Raw genomic sequence first — 21236 nt, 5'->3', positions numbered from 1 at the left:
AATGATCCATCAACCCCTGTTTTTATAAATTATTTTATCCATTGGAGAGTGTTATCTTTAACCCGTCTGGGGTCAGCCAGTCTTCTGCCTTACCCAGAACCATGTCAGCGACAATGGCCAGAAGACTCATGACCAAAGCCCCTGCAATCACTGAGGAATTGGTGGATAACTGCAATCCTTCACTGACAAAGATACCAAGTCCCCCAGCCCCGATATAGGCGGCAATGGCTGCTATGGCGATGGCCATGACCACAGCTGTTCTGACACCGGCCATGATAATGGGTGCCGCCAGGGGCAGTTGAAGCTGAATTAATAGCTGAAAATGGGTCATCCCCATTCCTTTGCCCGCTTCAAGGGTGGCAGGATCAACACTTTTCAAGGCAATGTAGGTGTTACGTATAATAGGCAAAAGAGAATAAAGCGAAAGGGCTACCACCGCCGGAACAGCACCGATACCGATACCATTTACAGCATCCCATGCATTATCAATGGAGGACAGAATGGGCATCATGAAACCAAACATGGCAATGCTTGGTATGGTGATCAGAATACTGGAGGCGTAGAGCACAATACTCGCCATACCGGGATTGCGGGTAATGTAGACGCCCACGGGCACACCCACGGCAATGGCAATGACAAGGGAAATGCTTACAATTCGAATGTGCGTCACCAGCTCAACCAGGATTTCATGGAGATTGTCTGCAAAAAAAACAAATGGTTCGCAGTAAAAAAATAATTTTACCAGGCTGTCGTAGGCGGCAATGGTGAATACCACCATAAACAGGGTAAGCCAGAAATCCGTTATGCTTTTCATATATCTGGTCAACGCCAGCAATGTCACGGGCAGCGTTACAAAAAGGGAAACCCAGAATCCCCAGGTGTGAAGCAAATTGATTCCATCCAGCTTCGCAAGAAAGTTCACATAGAAATCGGCAAGGTAAATCAATATCGTAAGCGTAAAAAATCCGAAGAGAAACTGGTGTACCTCCTGTCCAAGAAAGCCCTTTGTATATTGCCGACGAAAAAACCAGGCCAGGAAAAACAGAAAAAAGCCCAAAGCTGCAAATAACGCAAGGCCTGACACCCATGTCATTAGTTGAAGGCTCACCACTGTCATAAGGATTACAAAAAGAAAAATTCCCGGAAAGGGACTTGATTTAAGATTTTCCTCAAAATAGACCATGAAGAAGAGAAACATGGAAAAAAGAGGCAATATCAGCCCCATTCTTAAAATATTATAGGAGGGTAGAAAATCAATCTCAATATCCACAATATGGATGAGCAATGTATAAATGGAAAAGCCAGTGTCCTGTAAAAGGAATTCGCCGGGAAACCAGGGGACAAAAAAACAGGCCATCAAGCTTGTCAAGGCCAATAGTATAAATCTGTCCGCCCACTGCCACCGAAAAACAGATTTATATTTTGGTTCTGAAATTTCTCTGTGACAATACCTGCATTTTGCAGCGTGCAAAGACAATTCTCGGTTGCATTCCGGGCAGATAGAAACGTCTAAATACATGGTTGACCTCCAAATTGTTTTCTTGATGATAGACACACCTATCATGCGAAGCAAAACATGTCAATATCTATACCTATAATTTTTATCATGAAATAATTAATTCATACACAGTTGCAAATCTGGCGTGTTTCCATCTGTTTTTCCGGCGGCATGGGCCATGGCAAGTCGCAAAAAATTTATCAAAAGAAGCTTGCCGCTACTCCAGGGTGTGGAAATTTCAGGATGTCCCTGGCTCCCGATAATCAGTCGTTTTTTGTGTTTAATAATTTCATTTACCACATGTCCATTTGAGTCCGTGGAGGTGGCAATCAGTTCAAAACCATCCGGAATAACACAGATGTTCCAGCTATGAAGCTTGGGAATATAAAAAGGATCATTCATACCTGCAAACAAATTGTCTGGTGCAATAATCTTAATGGGAACAATATCTCCTTCCATTAAATGCTTAACGTCCTTTTCATATGCACCATGGTATCGCCCTGTGCTTTGTACAAAAGTTCTCTCCTGTTGGGCCGCTATCATCTGATGCCCTCCGCATACACCAAAAAGAGGAATATCCGTTTTCCTGATAACCTCCATTTCACCGTTGAATTCAAACATGGGCATCATTTCCCACCAACGACTCTGACCTGTCAGAAAAATGGCAACAGGTTTATTTTCAAAATTCTCAAGGACTTCATTGTTAACCTGGGCATGATTAATCTGGACAACCCCAAGGGACCAGGGCAACGCTGCATCCCTTCTCTGCCCAGAATTGCATTTTGCCAATCCTGTTTCTCATAATTTAAAAAACTCTGTTCATTGCGAATAATCATGACATATTTTCCGGGGGGTACCTGCAAAGGCGGCGGATCAGCTTTTTCATAAAAGGTTACCTCATGAACCGTTGGGGGATCCCCGGTCCATGCGGTGATCAAAAGTCTGAAAAAACGTGTGCTGACAGGGCTCTCGTCCAGGTCAATCACAGCCTTGTACCCATGAAAACCGTTCACGGAAGTTCCGGGTATGTCGATCCAATTTTCTTTATCATCGCTGGATTGCCAGACGTAGTCTTCCAGTCGACTGGAGGTTGAAATGTGGGTCAATCCCCAGGCTTTGCAAGGCTTCTCATGGCTCCAGCCAGCAGGAGCCATGAGAAGCCATATGCGGGAAATACAAACGATTTGACCCATATCAAAATCAATGGTGTAAACCCTTTCACCAGCTCTGCCCCGCCAGTGATTCAAACCCGACTCCTCATAGGCCTGAATATAGGCTTCTCCTGTGCCACTGGATGCGATGATATCAACACAGTCAACCCGCTGGAATAAAAGTTGTTTATTCCATGTGGTATTTACATCAAACCGTGCTGTCAAGCCCCCAAATTCCGTGGACCATGGGCTTTCATCGCCGTGCCCTTCCTGGCATTTAACCCGCCAAAAATAACGCGTATTGTCCATGAGCGGATTTTCCAGCCTAAAACGCGTGGCATAAATTGTTTCAGGGATATTTTTATATTACATGAAATTTTTTGTGTTAAAAAACGGTGAGGTATCCAGTTGAAGCACATAATTTCGTTCATCAAAAGATATTCCCCCACTGTTAAGCCAGCTGAGAACGGGTCTTGTAGACGTCACCACATCATCCAGACGCGGAGCACAGTCATGGATGGGGGGAAAAATCCTAATATCACCGCCTGAAATATTTTCTTTTTTTTCATTAATCGCCATGTCAAACCCCTTAAATGACAGAATTAAAAACATTTGTGGTATAAGTATTCGGCTTGCTCATATCAATGTTTGGCCAGTGCCCCATATTCGCCTGTTTGGGGTTGCACCGCATACTAATGCTGAGCGAGCAGATCAAAACAGGATAAGATGAGGTGCTGACCGAATATTTACGTTATGGTAATAATCCATCTCAGCACATGCCGGGTAAAAAAATATCCTAATATGGGTGTTAACCAATTTTATGAATTTTGGAATTTCAATCCATTACATGATGATTCAAGCAATGTCAATATTGATAGTTGCTGTTTCATAAAATATTTATTCACTTGCCATAATATTATTTTTCAACTCAGGGTTCGCCATTTTCGGACTTGCCCATAAAATCGACCGTACTGGGGAGGGGTCAGGCTTGCATTTTGGGCAGATTTATTAAAATTTATCTTGCAAATACAGACAATTAATAAAACCAACACCCCCTGGCATCATTGGCCCGCAGATTATGACGGGTGGTCCATCTTGTGACCAAGTCCGCCATCAGCAAGACCTGTACAGTGAAAGAAATGCATCAGCATCAAATCAACATCTAATGAAAGAACTCAATCATTTATTGTAAATATGTTATTTTTAATGTATTAATTCTGAAGGATATAAACGCAGATGTCCGACACTATTTCGGCACTTTGATTGGGACTGATCACAACACGAAAGCGGGGTCAGGCTTTCGTTATTGACGATTTTGTAGAAATATGTCTTGAGACACAGATAGTTGACAAAAACCTGAGCCCGTCGGCCCGCCAACAATTACGAGTGGCCCAGGTTCTGATCAAGCCCTTTTGATTTAATTGCTTTTTGAATAATAACTAACAAAGGAAGACCAAATAAATGAGTTCAGATTCGCCCACACTGGAAAAAGTGATAAAACGCACCACCCCCCACATGACACCCAAAAACAAAATCATAGCCGATTATGTTATGGAAAACCCACAACAGGCGGTGTTTATGACCACACGGCAACTTGCTTCTGCAAGCGGTGTCAGTGAAGCCACAGTTGTGCGTTTTGTACGCCAACTGGGTTTTGAAAGCTATGCCGTTTTCATCAAACAATTGCGAAATCACATTGACACCGGGCTGACACTCATGGAGAGAAGCCGCATCACCATTAAAGCCAAAAATGGAGAGCAAAACGCATTTACCCGGCTGGTGGCCCAGGAAATTGAAAACCTTTCTTTTCTGGGTAAAAACATGGATATGGACGAAGCAGACAAAATCATTACCCGCCTGTCAGAAGCATGTCGGGTGCTGGTCATTGGTTCACGTCTCTCCTACTCGCTGGCCAACTACATGGGATGGACCATGACTAAAGTTCGGCAGGATATCACCATCCTCAAAGGCAGCGACCGCACCACCATTGACTGGCTGGCCATAGCCCCGGAAAATACGGTTGTGGTGATTGTGGCCACATCCCGCTATCCCAATGAACTGATACGGGTCGGTAAGATGGTCCGTCGACAAGGGCATTCCCTCATCCTTCTCACGGACAGCTCATCCTGCCCGCTTTTACAGTTCAGTGATCATTCCCTGATTGCTCCCATGTTGACCATCCCCTTTCTTGGCAGTATCACTTCATTAAGCTGTCTGATCAATTATCTGGTCCACGCCCTGGCAAAGAAAAGGGGGGATGACCTTAACGAACACCAGGAAAAACTTGAACAGGCCTACCTGGAAAATGATATTCTGTTCAATCTGGAAACCCGACCCGAAAAGCGATGATGACTTTAATTATTTATAGATTTGATTCAAGAACCCTTTCATTCTAACTGTTCACATAAAGGAGGCTCCATGAATGCCAAAATTCCGTCATTATCAATCAAAGAGCAACAGAAAATACACACTTACTCTCTGAAGATACTGGCCGAGGCGGGCATTCGATTTAATTGCGTATCGGCCCTGGAGCTGCTCTCCAGGCACGGTGTTGAAATTCACAATGAAACGGTTTTTTTCAGTGAAAAAAATATTGAAAAAGCCCTTTCTTTGGTTCCATCTTCCTTTGTCTGGCATGCCAGAAACAAACTGCACTCCATCACCATGGGTGAAAATTATCATCACATGGGACCGGGGTATGGTGCACCATTTATCATTGAAAAAAATGGAAACATGCGAAATGCCAACAAGGACGATTATGATAATTTCTGCAAATTGACCCATACCTCCCCGTATCTGGACTTTCTGGGCTCCATCATGGTCCAGCCAGCAGAACTTTCCGCCGAAACCGGGCACCTTGAAATGCTTTACAGCAATTTCACCCTGAGTGATAAACCAACCATGGGCAGCACCACTTCTCCCCGGGCAGCCCTTGATAGTTTAAACATGGCAGAAATTATTTTTAATACCTTAGATCGCCCTGTGGTTGTAGGACTTATCAATGCCCTTGCGCCCCTGCAATTTGCCCATGACATGACCGATGCTCTCATGATTTATGCCGCAAAGGGACAACCGGTGATCATTCACAGTGGTGCCATGATGGGTTCCACAAGCCCCATCACAGAAGCTGGCACCCAGGCGATGCAAAATGCCATGAATCTTGCTGGCATTTGTCTTGCACAGTTGATTTGTCCCGGCACCCCCGTCATATATGGGGCAGGCGGTACCCCACTTGACATGAAAACAGGGGGATATATCATTGGATCACCGGAGGTTGCCAGAAATATTGCCGTCCATGCGGCCATGGGACGGTATTATAACATCCCCACCCGTGCAGGTGGTGCTTTCACCGATTCCCTGGCACCGGATTACCAGGCGGGTGCGGAATCTGCAATGATTCTTGGAGCGGCAGCTACCTCCGGGGTGAATATGTCTCTGCACTGCTGTGGTATTTCAGGGGCCTACATTGCCATGGGATACGAAAAATTCATGGCAGATGAAGAACTGTGCGGTATGGTTAAAAAAATGCTGGAGCCTGGTGATTATTCCCATGAAGCCTTTGCTCTGGATCTAATTAAAGAGATCGGAGCGGGTGGACAGTACCTTTCCCAGATCCACACCATGAAACGATGCCGAACTGCTTTTTTTCAGAATAAACTGTTTAATAAATCCAACCACGATAGATGGGTGCAAAACGGCAAAAAGTGGACCCATGAAACGGCCAGTGAAGCGAAGACAAATCGTTTGCAATCATATGCACCCCCCCCCATGGAAAAGGATGTTGAAATTGCGCTGAAACAATACGTTGTTCATCAGCTGGCCCGTCAAATGTGATGAGTGGGCCATCTTGCAAACAAATCCCGATAAGGAATTATGAAAAAAATATGAAACAGGTAGCATCTCAACTGATAAATTTTTCTACCCGGGTAAGTTATGGGAATTTACCAGACAAAGTGATCAACCAGGTACGACGGGTGGTCTTAGATACCCTGGGCTGCATGATTGCCGGTACCAATACCGTGGTCGGTCAACAGATAACCCGGCTGGCCCAAAGTGCACGGCAGGCAGACGGCACGACTGTCATGGGGGTTAAAGAAGGTATTAACCCCACCATGGCTGCCAATGTCAATGGGGTACTTGCCAACGTATTGGATGGTGACGACGGCCATCGCATGGCCAAGGGACACCCGGCCGGAGTCATTCTGCCGGCTACCTTTGCCGCCGCAGAAATGGTAAAGGCCAATGGACGACAGTTCATGGAAGCCCTGGTGGCAGGTTATGAAGTGGGGTTAAGATGCGGACTTGCCATCAACAGTGGTGAAACATATTATGGCTCCGGCAATTGGGTCAGCTTTGGAGCCGCCGCCGCAGTGGGGCATCTTGTGGGCTTAAATGCACGGGAGATGGAGCAGGCATTGGGCATCACTGAGGTTCAGACTCCCAGCTGTCAGCTCATGGGATGGATTGAAGACCGCCGCATTCCCACGGTTAAAGAAGGTATGGGATGGTCCGCAGCCACGGGCCTGAACGCCGCCATGATGGCCAAAGTGGGTATCACCGGCACTTTGACCCTTTTCAGGGGCAAGGAAGATCTTGCAAAGCTCAATACCTGCGGAGATCATTATGAAATGGAAAATCTTTATTTCAAACAATATCCCAGTTGTCGCTGGACCCATAGTGCGCTGGACCTTTTGTTTGACTTGATGAAAAAAAACAAACTGGGTGGAGGCGATATAAAAGGGATCCATGTGGACACTTTTTATTACGCATCTCTACTGGACACCGTGGTGCCCGACTGCGTGGAACAGGCCCAGTACAGCCTCCCCTTTCTCCTGGCGGTTGCTGCCCTGGATGGAGAATTGACCCCCAGCCAGATGAAACCGGAACGATTCCTTGATGACAGGGTGACGGCCCTGGCACGGAACGTCACCTTGTCAGTGGATGAAAAGATACAAAAAAAATATCCCGTCAGCACCCTGGCCCGACTCACCATAGAAACAACAGCAGGGCAGACATTTAATGCAGCGGCTGACAAATTAAAGGGGGACTGGAACTATCCCCTGACAGATTCGGAGATTAAAGATAAATTCAGACGATTTACCGGTGAGATCCTTCCTTTGGACACAGTGGAGGCCTTGATTCGGACCGTTTGGGCGCTGGAAACCATGGAAAAGCCATGGGAACTGCTTAAAGTGATTTAAAAATCGCTTTAAGCCGGACGAATACAAACCTGAAATTGCATTCACGTAAAAAACATGTTAAATGACGGTCTCTTTTCGGCAATCTGGGGTAATTCATAAAATTGAAATTCATTGAATAATTCCACACCAGAAACAATTTTGTTAATGACACCTCACAGGTGCAGTTTTAATAAAGAGGACCTCCGCATGGGACCGCACAAAGTAAGAGAAATGATGAAAAGAGAAGTCCAGAATGCCCAGCGGCGTTTTCGACGTCAAAAACAGAGAAATGTACTGGCAAAACCCGGCATCCATGAGATGATCATTGTGCTGGATCACCTCAAGCCTTCTTATAACGTGGGAAAAATATTTCGCAGTGCAGATGCTTTTGGGGCACACCGGGTGGATCTGGTGGGCATTGACCATTTTGATCCGGCCCCGGGAATGGGAGGATTTAAAAATGTTCCGGCAAAATTTTACGATGATTTTGACGCCTGCTACCAGCCCCTGGTCCAGAGCGAATATACCTTGGTAATCCTGGAACCGGAAAAAGGCACATCGCTTTTTAACACTGCCCTTCCCCGAAAAAGTGCCTTTGTGCTGGGCCATGAAGGATTGGGCATCAGCTTTGATCCCGATAAATACGATAATATCATGCGACTGGCCATTCCCCAGTTTGGAAAGGTGCAAAGCCTTAATGTAAGCATTGCCGCATCCATTGTGATGTATGAGTATGTCAAGCAACATGGCCAAGAACCATGAGACCTCAGGACCCATGAATACCTGACCTGGACAAGCCGGAACCAAAAAGAATTTCAGATTCTTTTGCCCAAATAATACGAAAACCAGAGATAAGAATCTGATAAGCGCCTAATGACCGGCATGGTCAAAACGCAAAAAAACCTGATCCGGAATTGGATCAGGTTTTTTGTTTTGGATTTTGATCCTTGATGATCAAATCACATAGGGGCAGCCTGGCTGGCATTATTTTGAAATTTTCCAGCTTGAATAAATCAGGGGAAATAACACCCATAAGCCAAGCCTGACCCCATTATCCCCCATTATCTGACGTTTAAAATATTTTTACAAAGACGCCACCCAGGCGGAGAATTTTTCTTCACCAGCAGGTTGCATGTTAAATTCAACACCACTGTCCATGAGGGCGTGGATCATATCCTTTCCATATCCCCGGGAACAGGTAAGGATCAGCCCAGCCTTTTCACCATCCTTGCAAAGAGTGATGATCTGGCAGGGCACATGGCAGCAGGGGCCCTGGAACAGGAACGGAGCTGTCATTTTGGGGTCAAGGAAATCCAGGTTGGTCACTTTTTCCATGAATGAAAATACATCCTTGCCCATGATGGCCACGCACAGAGTATTTTCCGTGGTCTCTGTGACAAATACATCCGTGGGACAATCTGCATCGTTTCCGGGCAGCTGAAAGACAGATGCCTGGATACCGTTCATGCGGTTGATCAATACCCCGCCTTCAAGAACTGACTTCCCAGGAACTTCCGGGATAGCCACACCAAAGGGGGTTACAGCTGACAGATCTTTTGTCTGGACATCCAGGCGGGTTATATGACTTAAGTCCACAATGGACAGGCCCTGCCCTTCTCCGTCATATTCCATGGCGATGGTCCAATTGTCCCGGATTTCCGTGCGTTTGGGATATTTACCAAAGGACACCGGTGAAATTCTTTTTATGTCTACCATTTCTTTTTACCTCAACTCTTCATTCTTGTTCCGTCAGGATCATAAAATGGCATGGGAACCACCTTGCCATAGATACGTTTGTCGCCGCATTCATCTTCGTAGATTTCAAGCCGGGTACCCACCTTGGCAAGCTCTGATTCAACAAGGGCCATACCCACGGCCTCGTTCAATGAAAAGCTGTCCCGGGCCGTTGCAATGTATCCACGCACCCGTGTATCCACGATGAGAGCACCATCCCGGGGCGCACGTCCCTTGTTTTCCATTTTGAATCCCACCAGCTTGAGACGGGTAGGATCATTTTCTGCCTGGCGAAGGGCCACAGCACCAACAGTTTTGGCTTCGGCTTTTTTACGATCCCACAGAAATCCAAGTCCCACATCCAGAAGGTTGGTCCGCTGCTCGGACTCCTGGCCCAGGATAATATGGCATTTTTCCATACGAAGGACATTCTGGGCTTCCACACCAAAGTTCTGGATGCCAAACTCCGCACCCGCTTCCTTGAGGATCTGCCACAGGGATGTCATGTAAGAAGAAGGCACATGGAACTCATAGGAGAGCTCACCCACAAAGCCCAGTCGCATGACCTTTACCGGGATGACATCTTTAATGACCAGTTCTTTATAACCGGAGTAAGGCAGAGCTTCATTGGAGACATCTTCATCGGTGATTTTCGCAAACACCTTTCTGGCATTGGGACCGGACAGGTTGATTACACCCATGGAGTCGGTGAGATTCACCATGTTGAAATTCCAGCCGTCATACCGGGTGTGATACCGGAACCATTCCACGGTCTGACCGGCCCGGCCGGTGGAAGTGGTAATGTAGTAATCATTTTCACCCAGCATGATGACAACACCATCATCGATAACACATCCGTCGTCGTTACACATGGCGGAGTATTTCACCCGGCCGGGTTTGAGTTTGGACATGTCGCTGACATAAATACGCTGCAGGGCTTTAAGGGCATCGGGTCCATGGAGGCGGAATTTACCCAGGGTGGAGCCATCCAGCATACCTACATTGTTTCGCACGTTTTCAATTTCTTTGCGGCAGGAGTAATCCTCGGAAAAATATCTCACCCGTTCCCACACACCGATTTTACGCAGAATCCCTTTATCCGCCACCTGGAGATCGTGGATGGGGGTTCTTTTGTGCATGATGTGATTGGCACCGGCATAGGTGGCAATAAAGGTGGGTACAATGGGTGCACGCACCGTGGTGGGTTTAACGGGAACACCGGCAAGGGCCTGGTATTTTGCCACATAAAGGGGCAGGTTGTGTCCGGGAATACCACTCTGGCCTGGTCCAAGACCGGCTGAAGAATATCGCTTTACAAGTTCGGGCACATCAAACCCGCTGTCAATGGTCTGCTTCACAGCCTTGATGGTGGTGTCTTCGTCAAAGCAGATAAAACTTTTTTTACCCTTTACAGGAGCTGTCACAAGCTTGGAACCGCGCACGGGTCCGGGAAGTTCTTTCACAGCAGCTTCGGCAGCTTCCACATCGGCGGCGGTGCAGGCACCACAGGCCTTGGCAGCTTTGATACCGGCAAGCCTGCCGGAACATTCAATGGAAAAGGCATTGTTAAGTCCCAGGATGCGACCGGCAGAAAAGGTGTTTTCCGGCATTTCATCTGCCACAAAGAAACCGGTGAAATCATCGTGTCTCAGTTTAATCTGGGCCATGGTCAACGGACCGGTCACAGGGGTCAGACCTGCGGATGCCACCAGCACATCACAGTCAAAATCCCGGGTGATCATGCCGTCAATGGAGCTCATGGTTACCTTATTGACCTGTTTTTTGCCATGTGCAACGGTGGCCACCCATCCTTTAAGAAGGAGAATATTTCGTTTGGCCAGTGCAAGTACCAGTTCGGGGTCCTGACCATCTTCACGCACATCCGCCACGCAACCGATTTTCATGCCCATGTCAAACAGATCAATGGCCGCTTCCAGGCCCAGATCATGACCTACGCTGAAAACACCATTTTCACCGGCCAGAATACCATAATGACGGGCCATGCGAAGGGCACATCCCACCTGCATGACGCCGGGACGCTCGTTGTTGTCAAAAAGCAGAGGACGCTCTATGCAGCCAGTGGCCACAATGACACTGTTGGCCCGGATCTCCACATAACGTTCGTTAAAAGCGTCTTTATCAGTTCCCGTCTGGAAACCGGTGACCAGGCAGTTACTGTACGCACCCACCATGGCGGTGTGTTTCAGCACCCGGATATTTTCATGGGCTTCCACCTGTTGTGCCAGATCCTGGCCCCGCTGGTACAGAGCAACACCATCTTTATATTCCGTCATGCGGTAGTCAAAAAATCCACCCAGCCAGGGGCGAGATTCCATGATAATTACCCGAAGGCCTTTTTCAGCAGCGGCAAGAGCCGCGGTCATACCAGCAGGACCGCCACCGATAACAACAACGTCGGTTCTGGGAAAAATCTCATCGAACTTACCCGGCATTACAAAATCAGGACTGATTTCACCAAGACCTGCCGTTTTACGAATCTGTTTCATGGCGATGGGCCAGATACGGGCAGGCTTATGCATCATTTTATAATAGAAACCGGCAGGCATGGCCCAGTCCAGCTTGTCCAGAAACCCCAGCATATCGTTTTCGGCAGATCCTTTGACGTTCTGCTCCTTCACGGTCATCCCCTGTTTGAGCAGGGTGTTCTCCGTGCGTACATTGGGGATTCCGTCCACTTCCATCATGGTGTTACTGCACTCACCATCCAGACTGTAAAGCCCCCGGGGACGATGGTATTTAAGACTTCTGGCATATATGCGGACACCGTTGGCATAAAGGGCGCTGGCAATGGTATCGCCTTCCACACCGGTGTAGGACTTTCCCTTGTAATTGAAAATCACTTTTTTTGTCGGATCTATTTTCAGCGTGGGCAGCTGATTAAATCGGGTCATCATTTGTCAGCCTCCGGACCTTTTACTTCAAGGTTGGTTGTTGTATCGCGATGGATGGTAAACCACGAACCGCAACCATCCTTGTGAAACCACCACTCTTTTTGAACGCCTGCGACGCATTTGTTCATATGTACATAGTCACACCAGGCTTCGGGGGTTAACCCTGCTTCTTCGGGTCTTGGCCCTTTGTCTTCCCCACCATACCTGAACTCATATCCGTTTCGTTTGCCGCATATGGGACATGTAATTGTTAATGCCATTTTTATATCTCCTTAAATCCCACCGATCAGTTATCAGGTGTATAGTTAACCAGTGCGGCGGTTTCACCCATGAGCTGATGATTTTCGTATCGCCTGTAGTTAAAGGGTTTGAGTATTTCCGGACACTTCTTTTCCGCCATGAACTGCGCCATGTATTTCCCCACGGCAGAGCAGGATTTAAACCCGAAATAACCCCATCCGCAATCCATGTAAAACCCTTCAATATGTTCATTACCGTCCATGATGGGAGCCATGTCCGGCGTCATGTCTGCAAGGCCACCCCAGATTCTCATGAATTTTACGCCCCGGAGACAGGGGAGAAACTCAGAAAGGGCTTCGGCCTGGTGCTTGATATAATGGGCGGTGTTCTGGGTGGTGTAGTTGGGCCATTGGTCCATGTGTGCACCGGTTGCCACTTCACCTTTTAGGGTCTGGTTGGCATAGCAGTGATAGGCACCGGAGGAGACCACATGGTTTAAAACTGGTTTTAAAGGCTGGGTCACCATGGCCTGGATGGTCAATACGCTGATGGGAAGTTTAATACCCAGCATGCCGTAAATAAGGGCCGCAGAATAACCGCCGGCGGAGATGAGCACCTGTTTGGTGTTTATGGTCCCCCGGCTTGTTTCCACACCTGTGACTTTTCCATTCTGGGTTTTAATGCCCGTGGCTTCTGTCTGCTGGTGAATTTCAACACCGTATTTGTTGGCACCCCTGGCAAGGCCCCACACCACAGCATCATGACGGACAATTCCTCCCGGGGGATGGAACATGGCACCGTGGATGGGAAAGGTGATATCCTCTGAAATATTCAGAGCCGGCACCAGTTCTTTGGCTTCCTTGGCATCAATGAGATGACTTTCAACACCATGGAACTGGGCCGTTGCAATGGTGGTGGTGGCCGCCTTCATGGCCGCTTCACTGTGCATGAGGTTCAGGTTGCCGCAGTTGTTGAACATCAGGTTATAGTCCAGTTCCTTGGTGAGGATGGGCCATAACTTAAGGGCCTCATTGTACAGGGGGACATTGTACTGGGTTCTTTGGTTGGCACGCACAATGGCGGTATTTCTACCTGCGCCACCAAAGCCGATGTAGTTTTTCTCGATGATGGCCACATCTGTGATGCCGTGTTCCTTGGCCAGAAAATAAGCCGTTGCCAGCCCGTGAAGTCCGCCACCGATGATTACCGCATCATAACTTGACTTAAGTTGGGTCTTTTCACCCCACATGGGTTTTTGTTTACTGAACATAAGCACTCTCTTGAGTTTTGTACTGTGATGTTATTCAAATACTGACTGTGCTTTTTATAGTCCATGGATTAAATCATGTCAAATTGTTTTTTAAAAAATGAGTAAATTTATTTCATAAAGTTTTACAGTTGTTGACAAAGTGATTGTTTCCGACTATTTATACAGCGCATTACTTCATGAAATCCGGATATTCTGATGGATTTCAATTGCAATGATTTTTGCCAGGTGGACATTTTCATATGAAAATGTCCACAGCAGAGCCCCAACGCCCGTCCGGTCTGCCACGTTCGGAGCCAAAGGGGATAAGCCCATTTGCTCTGACGATTATCAGGGAATGCAGATTGATTAAGAACAAAACTGCCTGTTGTGCCTATGCTTTAGGCTGGCAGGGTATATGGAACACCGTTGGTCCGGGCTGGATGAGTCAGCCGTTGGGGGCGACATAATGCCATTTTAAATCTTTGTTGTGTGCGTGAGAATATTATCTTTTTATATGAAACTGTGCCTGAAACCTTGAAATAAAATGCGTTTGCCAGGCAATGAAATAAAATATTTCAATTTTACTGAAAACTTTTGAAAGATGAGCAATATGACTTCAAATTCTGTAATAACAACCATTTTAAGCAAGCTTGACTCTCTGACTCCCAAGGGTCGAATCATCGGAAATTATATTACCCAGAATCCCACCAAGGCGGTCTTTATGACCATAAAGGAACTTGCCGAAGCATGCAAGACCAGCGAAGCTACGGTGATTCGATTCATTGACAGCTGCGGCTACAAAGGCTACAGCGATTTTCAACAGGATTTAAAGGGATTCCTGGATACGGGATTGAGTCTTCTGGACAGAGCCGATCTCCAGGGGATAAACAAACCGGGAATGAACAGGCTGAACAATGTGGTATTGGATGAGTTGAGTAATCTTCAATATCTATATGAAACCATTGATATCAAAAAACTGGAGCATGTAGTAAAAACCATTGCGGAAAGTCCCACGGTGTTTGTGGCAGGTTCAAGGCTGTCTTATACTTTTGCCTATTTCCTGGGATGGTCCCTCACCCGTATTAGAAAAGGGGTTCAGACCCTCAAGGGCAGTGATACTACATGCATAGATATACTTGCCAATGCCCCTGAAAATAGTCTTGTGGTCATGATTGCCACCACGCGGTATCCCAATGAACTGATAAAGCTTGCCAAGCTCGTTCGACGGGAGGGACACACCCTTGTGGTGATCACAGATAACAACATGTGTCCCATTATACAATTTTCCCACCATTGTCTTAAAGTCCCCATCAATTCCATTGCCTACATCGGCAACACCTCAAATATGATGTGTATCCTTAAGTATATTGTTCAGGAACTTGCCAGTCGTCAGGGGGAATCTCTGCAGGAACACCAGAAAAAGCTGGAACAGGTTTATCTGGAAAATGATATTCTTTTTAACTTACAGGGGTGATGTCAAGTTACAACTCGATGTTCAAGTTTTTTCTTCCAATTTTGTGAGAACGGGGTCATGCTTGCGTTATGGGGATTATCGACCACAGCCGGGGCGAACGCAAAACACCACCGATAATGCCCATAACGCAAGCATGACCCCTCCCCAAATAAGCCAACCCTGCCCTCCGTTGCTTTTTGCCGGGATCATCGCCGAGAATCAGTTCCGGGGGACGGTTTTACTTTGCCCTGGACTCCAGAATGTAGCTGTTGGTTCGTAAAAAAGGAACATATTTGTGATCATGAGTGCTGATATGCACAATAAGCCAATCCCTGAGTTCCTTGATCACGCCATAGGTAAGATTGTTTCTATCCTCTGCCACCTGTCGGCGCAGACTCACTGTGCTTTTTATAAACCTGCGATGCTCCTTGGCATGGACGTCCGTCTCGGGATAACCCGCCTTTCTAAGGTATTCTTCTTCCTTGGAGAAATAATATCTTCCATACTCGGTGAGCTCCGCCACGTTGATGGAGCTGTCCTTGGCGTTGGCATGATCATCCTTTAGATCAATGAGCACATCAATTAGTGCAAATATCTTTTTTTGCAGATCATCAATTTCCGGAATGTCAACGCTCAATGCCTCATCCCATTGAATTTTTTCAATTTTTTCCATAACAAAACTCCTGCTCTGACGATATCAAGATGATTTACATCTTTATTTTTTAAATTTACCCACAAAAAGTGTTGCCAGAAGTGCCACCGATATAAGCACGGCAACGGCAACGGTCATCTTTAGTCCACTATCTCCAAACCTGGGATACACCACAAAAGGGACAAACCACAGATACAGAAAGGTATGAAGGCATCCGATAAAAATAAGTCTGATCAATGCATTTCTTTTCATGACTTATAGCAGGGCCAAAAGTCGCTGATGAATATTGTCAAAACCACCATTGGACATTATCAACACCAGGTCTCCCTGCTTTGCATGCTCTTTCAAAAACAATAAAATAGAGTCCGAATCTTCAAAATACAATGCATTCTTTCCCCGGACCTGGATGTCGTTTACCAGCTTTTGGGTTGACAAACGCTTATTTTCCGGCACCTTATCAAGGCGTGAAGGTTTTCGGATACAGATCATGTCCGCGTCATCAAAGGCTGCGGCATAGTCATTTTGAAAAATATCACGCATACTGGAATTGGTTCGTGGCTCAAATACTGCAATTATATCACCAGGGGCATAAAAGGGTTTCACAGCAGCAAGGGTTTCTTTCACAGCCGTGGGGTGATGGGCAAAATCATCCATGACGGTTACGCCTTGTCTGACGCCTCTGATCTCCTGCCGTCTTTTAATGCCTTTAAAACATTTCATACCCGGAACAAAAGAAGCATACGGAATCTTAAGATTTATCAAAGATGCCACGGCAGCAAGAGTATTCATGGCGTTGTGTCTGCCCATGAGGGGAGATAAAACCTCAAATTCTTCACCATTTTCCCTTTTTATATAAAGACATGTCTGCCGGCCATTTGCCCTGCTGTGACGCAAGGACCAATGATAAGCATCCTGACCGAAATATTCAATGGAGCAGTTGGCACTCTTCAGCACATCAAAAAGATTAGCGTCAGCACCATTGGCAAGAATGGTTGACCCGGCGGGCATGAGATCCACAAGGGATTTAAACGCCTCCTTGATGTGATCTAAATCCCTGAAAATATCGGCATGGTCAAATTCAATGCCATTCATAATGGTGATGTGGGGCATATAATGGAGGAATTTTGGCCCTTTATCAAAAAAAGCGGTGTCGTACTCATCGCCTTCAATGACAATATAATCTCCCTTTCCCAGCCGGTAATTACTGTTGAAATTTTTTAAAATTCCACCGATCATGAAAGTGGGATCAAGACCTGCCTCCTGTAAGAGGTGGGCAATAATGGCGGATGTGGTTGTTTTCCCATGGGTTCCCGTCACCAGAATGATTTTTTTATCCCCGGCAACAAAATGGTTAAGGGCCTGGGGCATGGAACAATAGGGAAGCTTATTTTCCATCACATACTGTGCTTCCACATTTTGTCTGGTAACGGCATTGCCGATGATCACAAGGTCCGGTGGCGGATCAAGATGGGAAGGGGAAAATCCAGAAAACAGGCACACCCCCTTCCCTTCCAGAAAATCACTCATGGGTGGATACACCTGATGGTCAGAACCGGTAACCTCGTATCCAAGATCTTTGAGCATGCAGGCCAAGGCACCCATACCGGTGCCGCAGGCGGCAATCATATGGATTTTCTTCACTTGGACGGGGATATGATTTTCCGAAAGATCCATATCAGGCAAGATCCTTCATGACATCTGCGGCTGCAGATATGGTGGTATCTATATCTTTATCCGTGTGGGCGGATGAAACAAAGAAAGCCTCAAACTGAGAGGGAGCAAGGTAGATGCCCCGCTGACGCATTCCTTTGTAAAAGGCAGAGAAATGCTCCAGATTACTTTCCTTGGCCTCATTGAAATTATGAACCGGTCCTGGCGTAAAAAAGAAGCCGCCCATGGACCCCATATGTCCGGCACAAAAGCCTATTCCGGCATCAGCTGCAGCAATTTTGAGTCCAGCCACCAGTTTTTCTGTCTTAGCATCCAGATCTTCGTAAAAGCCCGGTACCTGAAGGGCGTTTAATGTGGCAATACCCGCAGCCATGGCAAGGGGGTTGCCAGACAGGGTTCCGGCCTGGTACACAGGGCCAAGGGGCGCAATATGTGACATGACTTTTCTGGTGCCGCCATAGGCACCCACGGGCAATCCACCACCGATGATTTTACCAAAACAGGTCAAATCCGGGGTAATGCCGAACAATCCCTGGGCCGATGCCTTACCAACCCGGAAGCCGGTCATGACTTCATCAAAAATCAACAGAGACCCATGGGTGGTGCAAAGTTCCCGCAGGGTTTCGTGGAAGCCCGGCACCGGCGGAATCATTCCCATATTACCGGCAATGGGTTCCACAATGATGGCTGCCACCTTATTTCCCATTTCTTCCATGATGGTTGTCACTGCATCAATGTCATTGTACTGCACAGACAGGGTGTTTTCCACCACCGAGGCGGGAACCCCGGGGCTCCCGGGAATGTTCAAGGTGGCCACCCCGGACCCTGCAGCCACAAGCAGCGTATCTGCATGTCCATGATAGCAGCCATCAAATTTAATGATCACATCCCGTCCGGTGTATCCCCTGGCCAGACGTAGGGCACTCATGGTGGCTTCGGTGCCGGAGTTAACCATACGAATCATTTCAATCGAGGGTACAATTTCAGTCACAAGCTTTGCCAGATCGGTTTCAAGGCTGGTGGGAGCACCAAAGCTGGTGCCGGTTTTCAGCACACTTTCTAATGCCTCAATGACGGAGGGATGTCGGTGACCAAGGATCATGGGACCCCAGGAGCCCACGTAATCTATGTATGAGTTGCCATCGGCATCAAAGATTTCAGCGCCATCTGCCCGTTCTATAAAAAGAGGGTTTCCTCCCACAGACCCGCAGGCACGTACCGGTGAATTCACCCCGCCTGGAATATATTTAACCGCATTTTCAAACAGGCTCTGGGATTTTTTGTTTTCCATGTTTTAACTCCCCATTAAAAAAGAATATTTAATATGTTTATATTTTTTCAAAACCTTTGTGCCAGTTGTCGGGTTTGGATATACCATCGAAATACGTCTATCAATCCCGTAAACGTTTAAAATTAACAAAGCCATTGGGTCAGGTCAATATTTTATTGATTTGAAAAATATTTAAAAAAGCATTTGACATCAAAATCAATAGCTGTTAAGTTCGCTTTGTTTTTGAGGGGGCCGTTAGCTCAATTGGTAGAGCAACTGACTCTTAATCAGTAGGTCGAAGGTTCGATCCCTTCACGGCCCACCACTCAAAATACTTATAAAAACAAAGGCTTGCGGTCAATATGATTGCAAGCCTTTTTGTTTTATATCTCAACTAATCTTTCAATTTTGCCCACTTTTTGCCCACTTTCAAAATAATGATAAAAGCATTAAACAGATATAACAGAGGGGCATTCACCTTTCTACAGCCAGGAAACCACCCCTGTTTTTATGATTTTTTTTAACCGAACTGTTGTTTTGGGGGAGTGACCTTGGGCAATCCCAAGATGTGTTTTTTATGCTCCCCAGACTCTTCGCCCCAGGACAATGATAAAAACAACATCAATTCCTCATCTCCGACATCCCCAATATCACCTAAAGGTGGTTGGGGGTGATGCTCTTCCATTTGGTTTTGTTATCGGCTTTATCCATATCAGGGCATTATGCATCTTTCGCATACTGCTATCAGAGTGTGCATTACTGAGGGTACGGTCGGCTTTAATGTCAGCAAGTTAAATGGGTGTGCCTATGAAGTCCAAAAAATCAGCTCCAGGGGGGTGCTGACATAGCATCCCTATTCCCTGCGGCAAGGAGCCGGTGAAATGAAGGCCCCTGGAATAGCCCAAATCTCTGGAGCCTATGGTCTATGGTTTTGGTAACCGCCTGATTAACCATATTGTGCGCTGTATCAGATCAGCAGTGGGGTGGGTCCTTTTTTATGGAGTCCCAAAAATCTCCGGAAAGGTTAACAAAAGTTAACATTTTAACCAGCACTGCCCAAATGTGGGTAATGCTTTGACTGCTCAACTTTGAGCGGTGGCCATGGCTGCAACCTGGCGGCGCGGTTCGGCAAGACACCGTTCACAGAATCCACGCATCCAGGGAAGGACGACGGCAGGCTGGATATATTGCCCGGTGATGCCGTTATTCAAATCTGAGTACCGGTCAACACCCTATGGTTTACTTAGGTCGTCATGGGGAAAGCTGATACACCGTTATGGTGCATCGGCACCTTGGGGCTCTAAAGGTCAATCCAAGTTTGGATGCCCTGAATTTGATATTCTCCCTGAGCATTCCTGATATGTGGTTCCCGTAGATTATTACCACCTCACCCCACCGGGCTATTCCTCAATGCGTACGGTGTCCAAAAAGTCCCCAGGGCACCCCCGAACCGTGGAGCTTTTTACATGCTATTTTGCCCCATAATGTGCTATAAGATATGTCAATAGGTATTTTTGTGTCTTTATTTATACATATATGGGGCAAAAACATTACTAAATTATCCATACAAGATGACGTGACAGTTCCCGGCATAATTGACAAAGGCCTTGTGGTGCTGGTGGATGACTTTAGTCTGGTGGGGGTTGAGTCTGAAACGTTCATCAATGGCCATGATTGCCATGGTCGCGGAAAAGATGGGCATTGCCTTCTCGGTGGATTCGGTGGTCCGAATATCAATATCTGATCCTTTCATACTGCCCATTTAAAAATAAATCATAATATGCTTTGGATAAATTTTTATCCAGAAGGGATTCAACCATTTTTTCTTGAAGGAACTGTGAATAATTTATTGCATGTTCATTGTATCCCCCATCAGTCAATTCCTTGTTGCACCATTCCCTGATATCCCGGTGAAGGGCTTTATTGTTTTCCAGTGCCCACCCCTTCTTTAATGCGAACATGGTCAAAAGATATTTGGGAAAGGATACCGTGGTTCTCTTGGTTTCACCCACATTGACATGAAAACGATATGTGTTAATTGACATGATAAATCTCCTTATGTTGGATAAATATTTATCCATACTATATATTCAAGTCCTGATATTTGTCAAGAATTGGATAAATATTTATCCAAGATAATGCCATTATTACCCGGTAAGGAGAAATGGAATCACCGTTTCCCGGACCACATTATCATCCTGCCCGACCCCCACCCTCCATGTTTAT

General features: G+C 46.5%; 19 protein-coding genes and 1 tRNA gene. 6 read left to right on the top strand and 14 right to left on the bottom strand.

Annotation, left to right across the window (positions count from 1 at the left end; all coding sequences use genetic code 11):
- Positions 1 to 34: 34 nt before the first annotated feature.
- The 4 genes from ACYQ2M_RS12265 to ACYQ2M_RS12250 all read right to left on the bottom strand — a co-directional run bounded on the left by ACYQ2M_RS12265 (position 35) and on the right by ACYQ2M_RS12250 (position 3228).
- A complete protein-coding gene (locus ACYQ2M_RS12265; protein ID WP_459916636.1) occupies positions 35 to 1519 on the bottom strand; it encodes an ABC transporter permease in 1485 nt (494 codons plus the stop codon).
- Positions 1520 to 1615: 96 nt separating this feature from the next.
- Positions 1616 to 2119: a glutamine amidotransferase-related protein gene (locus ACYQ2M_RS12260; protein ID WP_459916635.1), complete on the bottom strand. Its 504-nt coding sequence runs from the start codon at positions 2117 to 2119 to the stop codon at positions 1616 to 1618.
- Between the two features lie 32 nt (positions 2120 to 2151).
- A complete protein-coding gene (locus tag ACYQ2M_RS12255) occupies positions 2152 to 2958 on the bottom strand; it encodes a discoidin domain-containing protein (RefSeq protein ID WP_459916634.1) in 807 nt (268 codons plus the stop codon).
- Positions 2959 to 3015: 57 nt separating this feature from the next.
- Positions 3016 to 3228 carry a hypothetical protein gene (locus tag ACYQ2M_RS12250; RefSeq protein ID WP_459916633.1) on the bottom strand — a complete coding sequence of 71 codons (213 nt, stop codon included), beginning with the start codon at positions 3226 to 3228 and terminating at the stop codon, positions 3016 to 3018.
- Between the two features lie 882 nt (positions 3229 to 4110).
- On the opposite strand from ACYQ2M_RS12250, the gene ACYQ2M_RS12245 reads away from it, so the two are divergent.
- The 4 genes from ACYQ2M_RS12245 (at position 4111) to ACYQ2M_RS12230 (ending at position 8591) form a co-directional block, all read left to right on the top strand.
- On the top strand, positions 4111 to 4998 hold the full coding sequence (locus tag ACYQ2M_RS12245; protein WP_459916632.1) for a MurR/RpiR family transcriptional regulator: 888 nt from the start codon (positions 4111 to 4113) through the stop codon (positions 4996 to 4998).
- 69 nt (positions 4999 to 5067) lie between these two features.
- A complete protein-coding gene (locus ACYQ2M_RS12240; RefSeq protein ID WP_459916631.1) occupies positions 5068 to 6483 on the top strand; it encodes a trimethylamine methyltransferase family protein in 1416 nt (471 codons plus the stop codon).
- Between the two features lie 50 nt (positions 6484 to 6533).
- Entirely contained in the window at positions 6534 to 7850 is a 1317-nt protein-coding gene (locus ACYQ2M_RS12235; protein ID WP_459916630.1) for an MmgE/PrpD family protein, read from the top strand.
- 186 nt (positions 7851 to 8036) lie between these two features.
- Positions 8037 to 8591 (top strand): TrmH family RNA methyltransferase, encoded by a 555-nt coding sequence (locus ACYQ2M_RS12230; protein ID WP_459916629.1) that lies wholly within the window; start codon positions 8037 to 8039, stop codon positions 8589 to 8591.
- 321 nt (positions 8592 to 8912) lie between these two features.
- On the opposite strand, the gene ACYQ2M_RS12225 is transcribed toward ACYQ2M_RS12230, so the two are convergent.
- Genes ACYQ2M_RS12225 through ACYQ2M_RS12210 form a run of 4 tightly spaced genes read right to left on the bottom strand, consistent with a single transcriptional unit; the run spans position 8913 to position 13985 of the window.
- Positions 8913 to 9545 carry a sarcosine oxidase subunit gamma SoxG gene (locus ACYQ2M_RS12225; RefSeq protein ID WP_459916628.1) on the bottom strand — a complete coding sequence of 211 codons (633 nt, stop codon included), beginning with the start codon at positions 9543 to 9545 and terminating at the stop codon, positions 8913 to 8915.
- Positions 9546 to 9556: 11 nt separating this feature from the next.
- Positions 9557 to 12478: a 2Fe-2S iron-sulfur cluster-binding protein gene (locus ACYQ2M_RS12220; RefSeq protein WP_459916627.1), complete on the bottom strand. Its 2922-nt coding sequence runs from the start codon at positions 12476 to 12478 to the stop codon at positions 9557 to 9559.
- The gene (locus ACYQ2M_RS12215; protein WP_084068386.1) at positions 12475 to 12735 is read right to left on the bottom strand and encodes a sarcosine oxidase subunit delta; all 261 of its coding nucleotides are present in this window, start codon (positions 12733 to 12735) and stop codon (positions 12475 to 12477) included. The genes ACYQ2M_RS12220 and ACYQ2M_RS12215 overlap by 4 nt, the downstream gene beginning before the upstream one ends.
- 26 nt (positions 12736 to 12761) lie before the next feature.
- On the bottom strand, positions 12762 to 13985 hold the full coding sequence (locus ACYQ2M_RS12210) for an FAD-dependent oxidoreductase (protein ID WP_459916626.1): 1224 nt from the start codon (positions 13983 to 13985) through the stop codon (positions 12762 to 12764).
- 589 nt (positions 13986 to 14574) lie between these two features.
- Between ACYQ2M_RS12210 and ACYQ2M_RS12205 the strand changes: the two genes are divergently transcribed.
- Positions 14575 to 15438 (top strand): MurR/RpiR family transcriptional regulator, encoded by an 864-nt coding sequence (locus ACYQ2M_RS12205; RefSeq protein ID WP_459916625.1) that lies wholly within the window; start codon positions 14575 to 14577, stop codon positions 15436 to 15438.
- Positions 15439 to 15655: 217 nt separating this feature from the next.
- Here ACYQ2M_RS12205 and ACYQ2M_RS12200 read toward each other — a convergent pair whose 3' ends face one another.
- The 4 genes from ACYQ2M_RS12200 to hemL are packed head-to-tail and all read right to left on the bottom strand — an operon-like array spanning position 15656 to position 19031.
- Positions 15656 to 16090, bottom strand: a complete 435-nt coding sequence (locus ACYQ2M_RS12200; RefSeq protein WP_459916624.1) for a bacteriohemerythrin — start codon at positions 16088 to 16090, stop codon at positions 15656 to 15658.
- A 42-nt stretch (positions 16091 to 16132) separates the two neighbouring features.
- Positions 16133 to 16306 carry a hypothetical protein gene (locus ACYQ2M_RS12195; RefSeq protein WP_459916623.1) on the bottom strand — a complete coding sequence of 58 codons (174 nt, stop codon included), beginning with the start codon at positions 16304 to 16306 and terminating at the stop codon, positions 16133 to 16135.
- A gap of 18 nt (positions 16307 to 16324) precedes the next feature.
- Positions 16325 to 17743 carry a UDP-N-acetylmuramate:L-alanyl-gamma-D-glutamyl-meso-diaminopimelate ligase gene (mpl, locus tag ACYQ2M_RS12190; protein WP_459916622.1) on the bottom strand — a complete coding sequence of 473 codons (1419 nt, stop codon included), beginning with the start codon at positions 17741 to 17743 and terminating at the stop codon, positions 16325 to 16327.
- Between the two features lies 1 nt (position 17744).
- Positions 17745 to 19031: a glutamate-1-semialdehyde 2,1-aminomutase gene (hemL, locus tag ACYQ2M_RS12185; protein WP_459916621.1), complete on the bottom strand. Its 1287-nt coding sequence runs from the start codon at positions 19029 to 19031 to the stop codon at positions 17745 to 17747.
- Positions 19032 to 19259: 228 nt separating this feature from the next.
- On the opposite strand from hemL, the gene ACYQ2M_RS12180 reads away from it, so the two are divergent.
- A tRNA-Lys gene (locus ACYQ2M_RS12180) sits at positions 19260 to 19335 on the top strand.
- A gap of 1233 nt (positions 19336 to 20568) precedes the next feature.
- Here ACYQ2M_RS12180 and ACYQ2M_RS12175 read toward each other — a convergent pair.
- Together ACYQ2M_RS12175 and ACYQ2M_RS12170 are read right to left on the bottom strand one after the other, a co-directional pair.
- A complete protein-coding gene (locus tag ACYQ2M_RS12175; protein WP_459916620.1) occupies positions 20569 to 20763 on the bottom strand; it encodes a hypothetical protein in 195 nt (64 codons plus the stop codon).
- On the bottom strand, positions 20744 to 21055 hold the full coding sequence (locus ACYQ2M_RS12170) for a hypothetical protein (protein ID WP_459916619.1): 312 nt from the start codon (positions 21053 to 21055) through the stop codon (positions 20744 to 20746). Before ACYQ2M_RS12170 ends, ACYQ2M_RS12175 begins: the two co-directional genes overlap by 20 nt.
- Positions 21056 to 21236 lie beyond the last annotated feature (181 nt).

This window comes from Desulfocicer niacini (genome assembly GCF_054657595.1).
The sequence above is the reverse complement of the archived record's forward strand: the minus strand, read 5'-3'. Positions and strand labels throughout refer to the sequence as shown.

Bases quoted from the DNA above. Each gene is read 5' to 3' on its own strand.
- ACYQ2M_RS12240 (WP_459916631.1), top strand. From the start codon at position 5,068: ATGAATGCCAAAATTCCGTCATTATCAATCAAAGAGCAACAGAAAATA.
- ACYQ2M_RS12215 (WP_084068386.1), bottom strand. From the start codon at position 12,735: ATGGCATTAACAATTACATGTCCCATATGCGGCAAACGAAACGGATAT.
- ACYQ2M_RS12220 (WP_459916627.1), bottom strand. From the start codon at position 12,478: ATGATGACCCGATTTAATCAGCTGCCCACGCTGAAAATAGATCCGACA.
- ACYQ2M_RS12260 (WP_459916635.1), bottom strand. From the start codon at position 2,119: ATGTTTGAATTCAACGGTGAAATGGAGGTTATCAGGAAAACGGATATT.
- ACYQ2M_RS12170 (WP_459916619.1), bottom strand. From the start codon at position 21,055: ATGTCAATTAACACATATCGTTTTCATGTCAATGTGGGTGAAACCAAG.
- ACYQ2M_RS12235 (WP_459916630.1), top strand. From the start codon at position 6,534: ATGAAACAGGTAGCATCTCAACTGATAAATTTTTCTACCCGGGTAAGT.
- ACYQ2M_RS12210 (WP_459916626.1), bottom strand. From the start codon at position 13,985: ATGTTCAGTAAACAAAAACCCATGTGGGGTGAAAAGACCCAACTTAAG.
- hemL (WP_459916621.1), bottom strand. From the start codon at position 19,031: ATGGAAAACAAAAAATCCCAGAGCCTGTTTGAAAATGCGGTTAAATAT.
- ACYQ2M_RS12265 (WP_459916636.1), bottom strand. From the start codon at position 1,519: ATGTATTTAGACGTTTCTATCTGCCCGGAATGCAACCGAGAATTGTCT.
- ACYQ2M_RS12225 (WP_459916628.1), bottom strand. From the start codon at position 9,545: ATGGTAGACATAAAAAGAATTTCACCGGTGTCCTTTGGTAAATATCCC.
- ACYQ2M_RS12230 (WP_459916629.1), top strand. From the start codon at position 8,037: ATGGGACCGCACAAAGTAAGAGAAATGATGAAAAGAGAAGTCCAGAAT.
- ACYQ2M_RS12245 (WP_459916632.1), top strand. From the start codon at position 4,111: ATGAGTTCAGATTCGCCCACACTGGAAAAAGTGATAAAACGCACCACC.
- ACYQ2M_RS12200 (WP_459916624.1), bottom strand. From the start codon at position 16,090: ATGGAAAAAATTGAAAAAATTCAATGGGATGAGGCATTGAGCGTTGAC.
- ACYQ2M_RS12250 (WP_459916633.1), bottom strand. From the start codon at position 3,228: ATGGCGATTAATGAAAAAAAAGAAAATATTTCAGGCGGTGATATTAGG.
- mpl (WP_459916622.1), bottom strand. From the start codon at position 17,743: ATGGATCTTTCGGAAAATCATATCCCCGTCCAAGTGAAGAAAATCCAT.
- ACYQ2M_RS12175 (WP_459916620.1), bottom strand. From the start codon at position 20,763: ATGAAAGGATCAGATATTGATATTCGGACCACCGAATCCACCGAGAAG.
- ACYQ2M_RS12205 (WP_459916625.1), top strand. From the start codon at position 14,575: ATGACTTCAAATTCTGTAATAACAACCATTTTAAGCAAGCTTGACTCT.
- ACYQ2M_RS12255 (WP_459916634.1), bottom strand. From the start codon at position 2,958: ATGGACAATACGCGTTATTTTTGGCGGGTTAAATGCCAGGAAGGGCAC.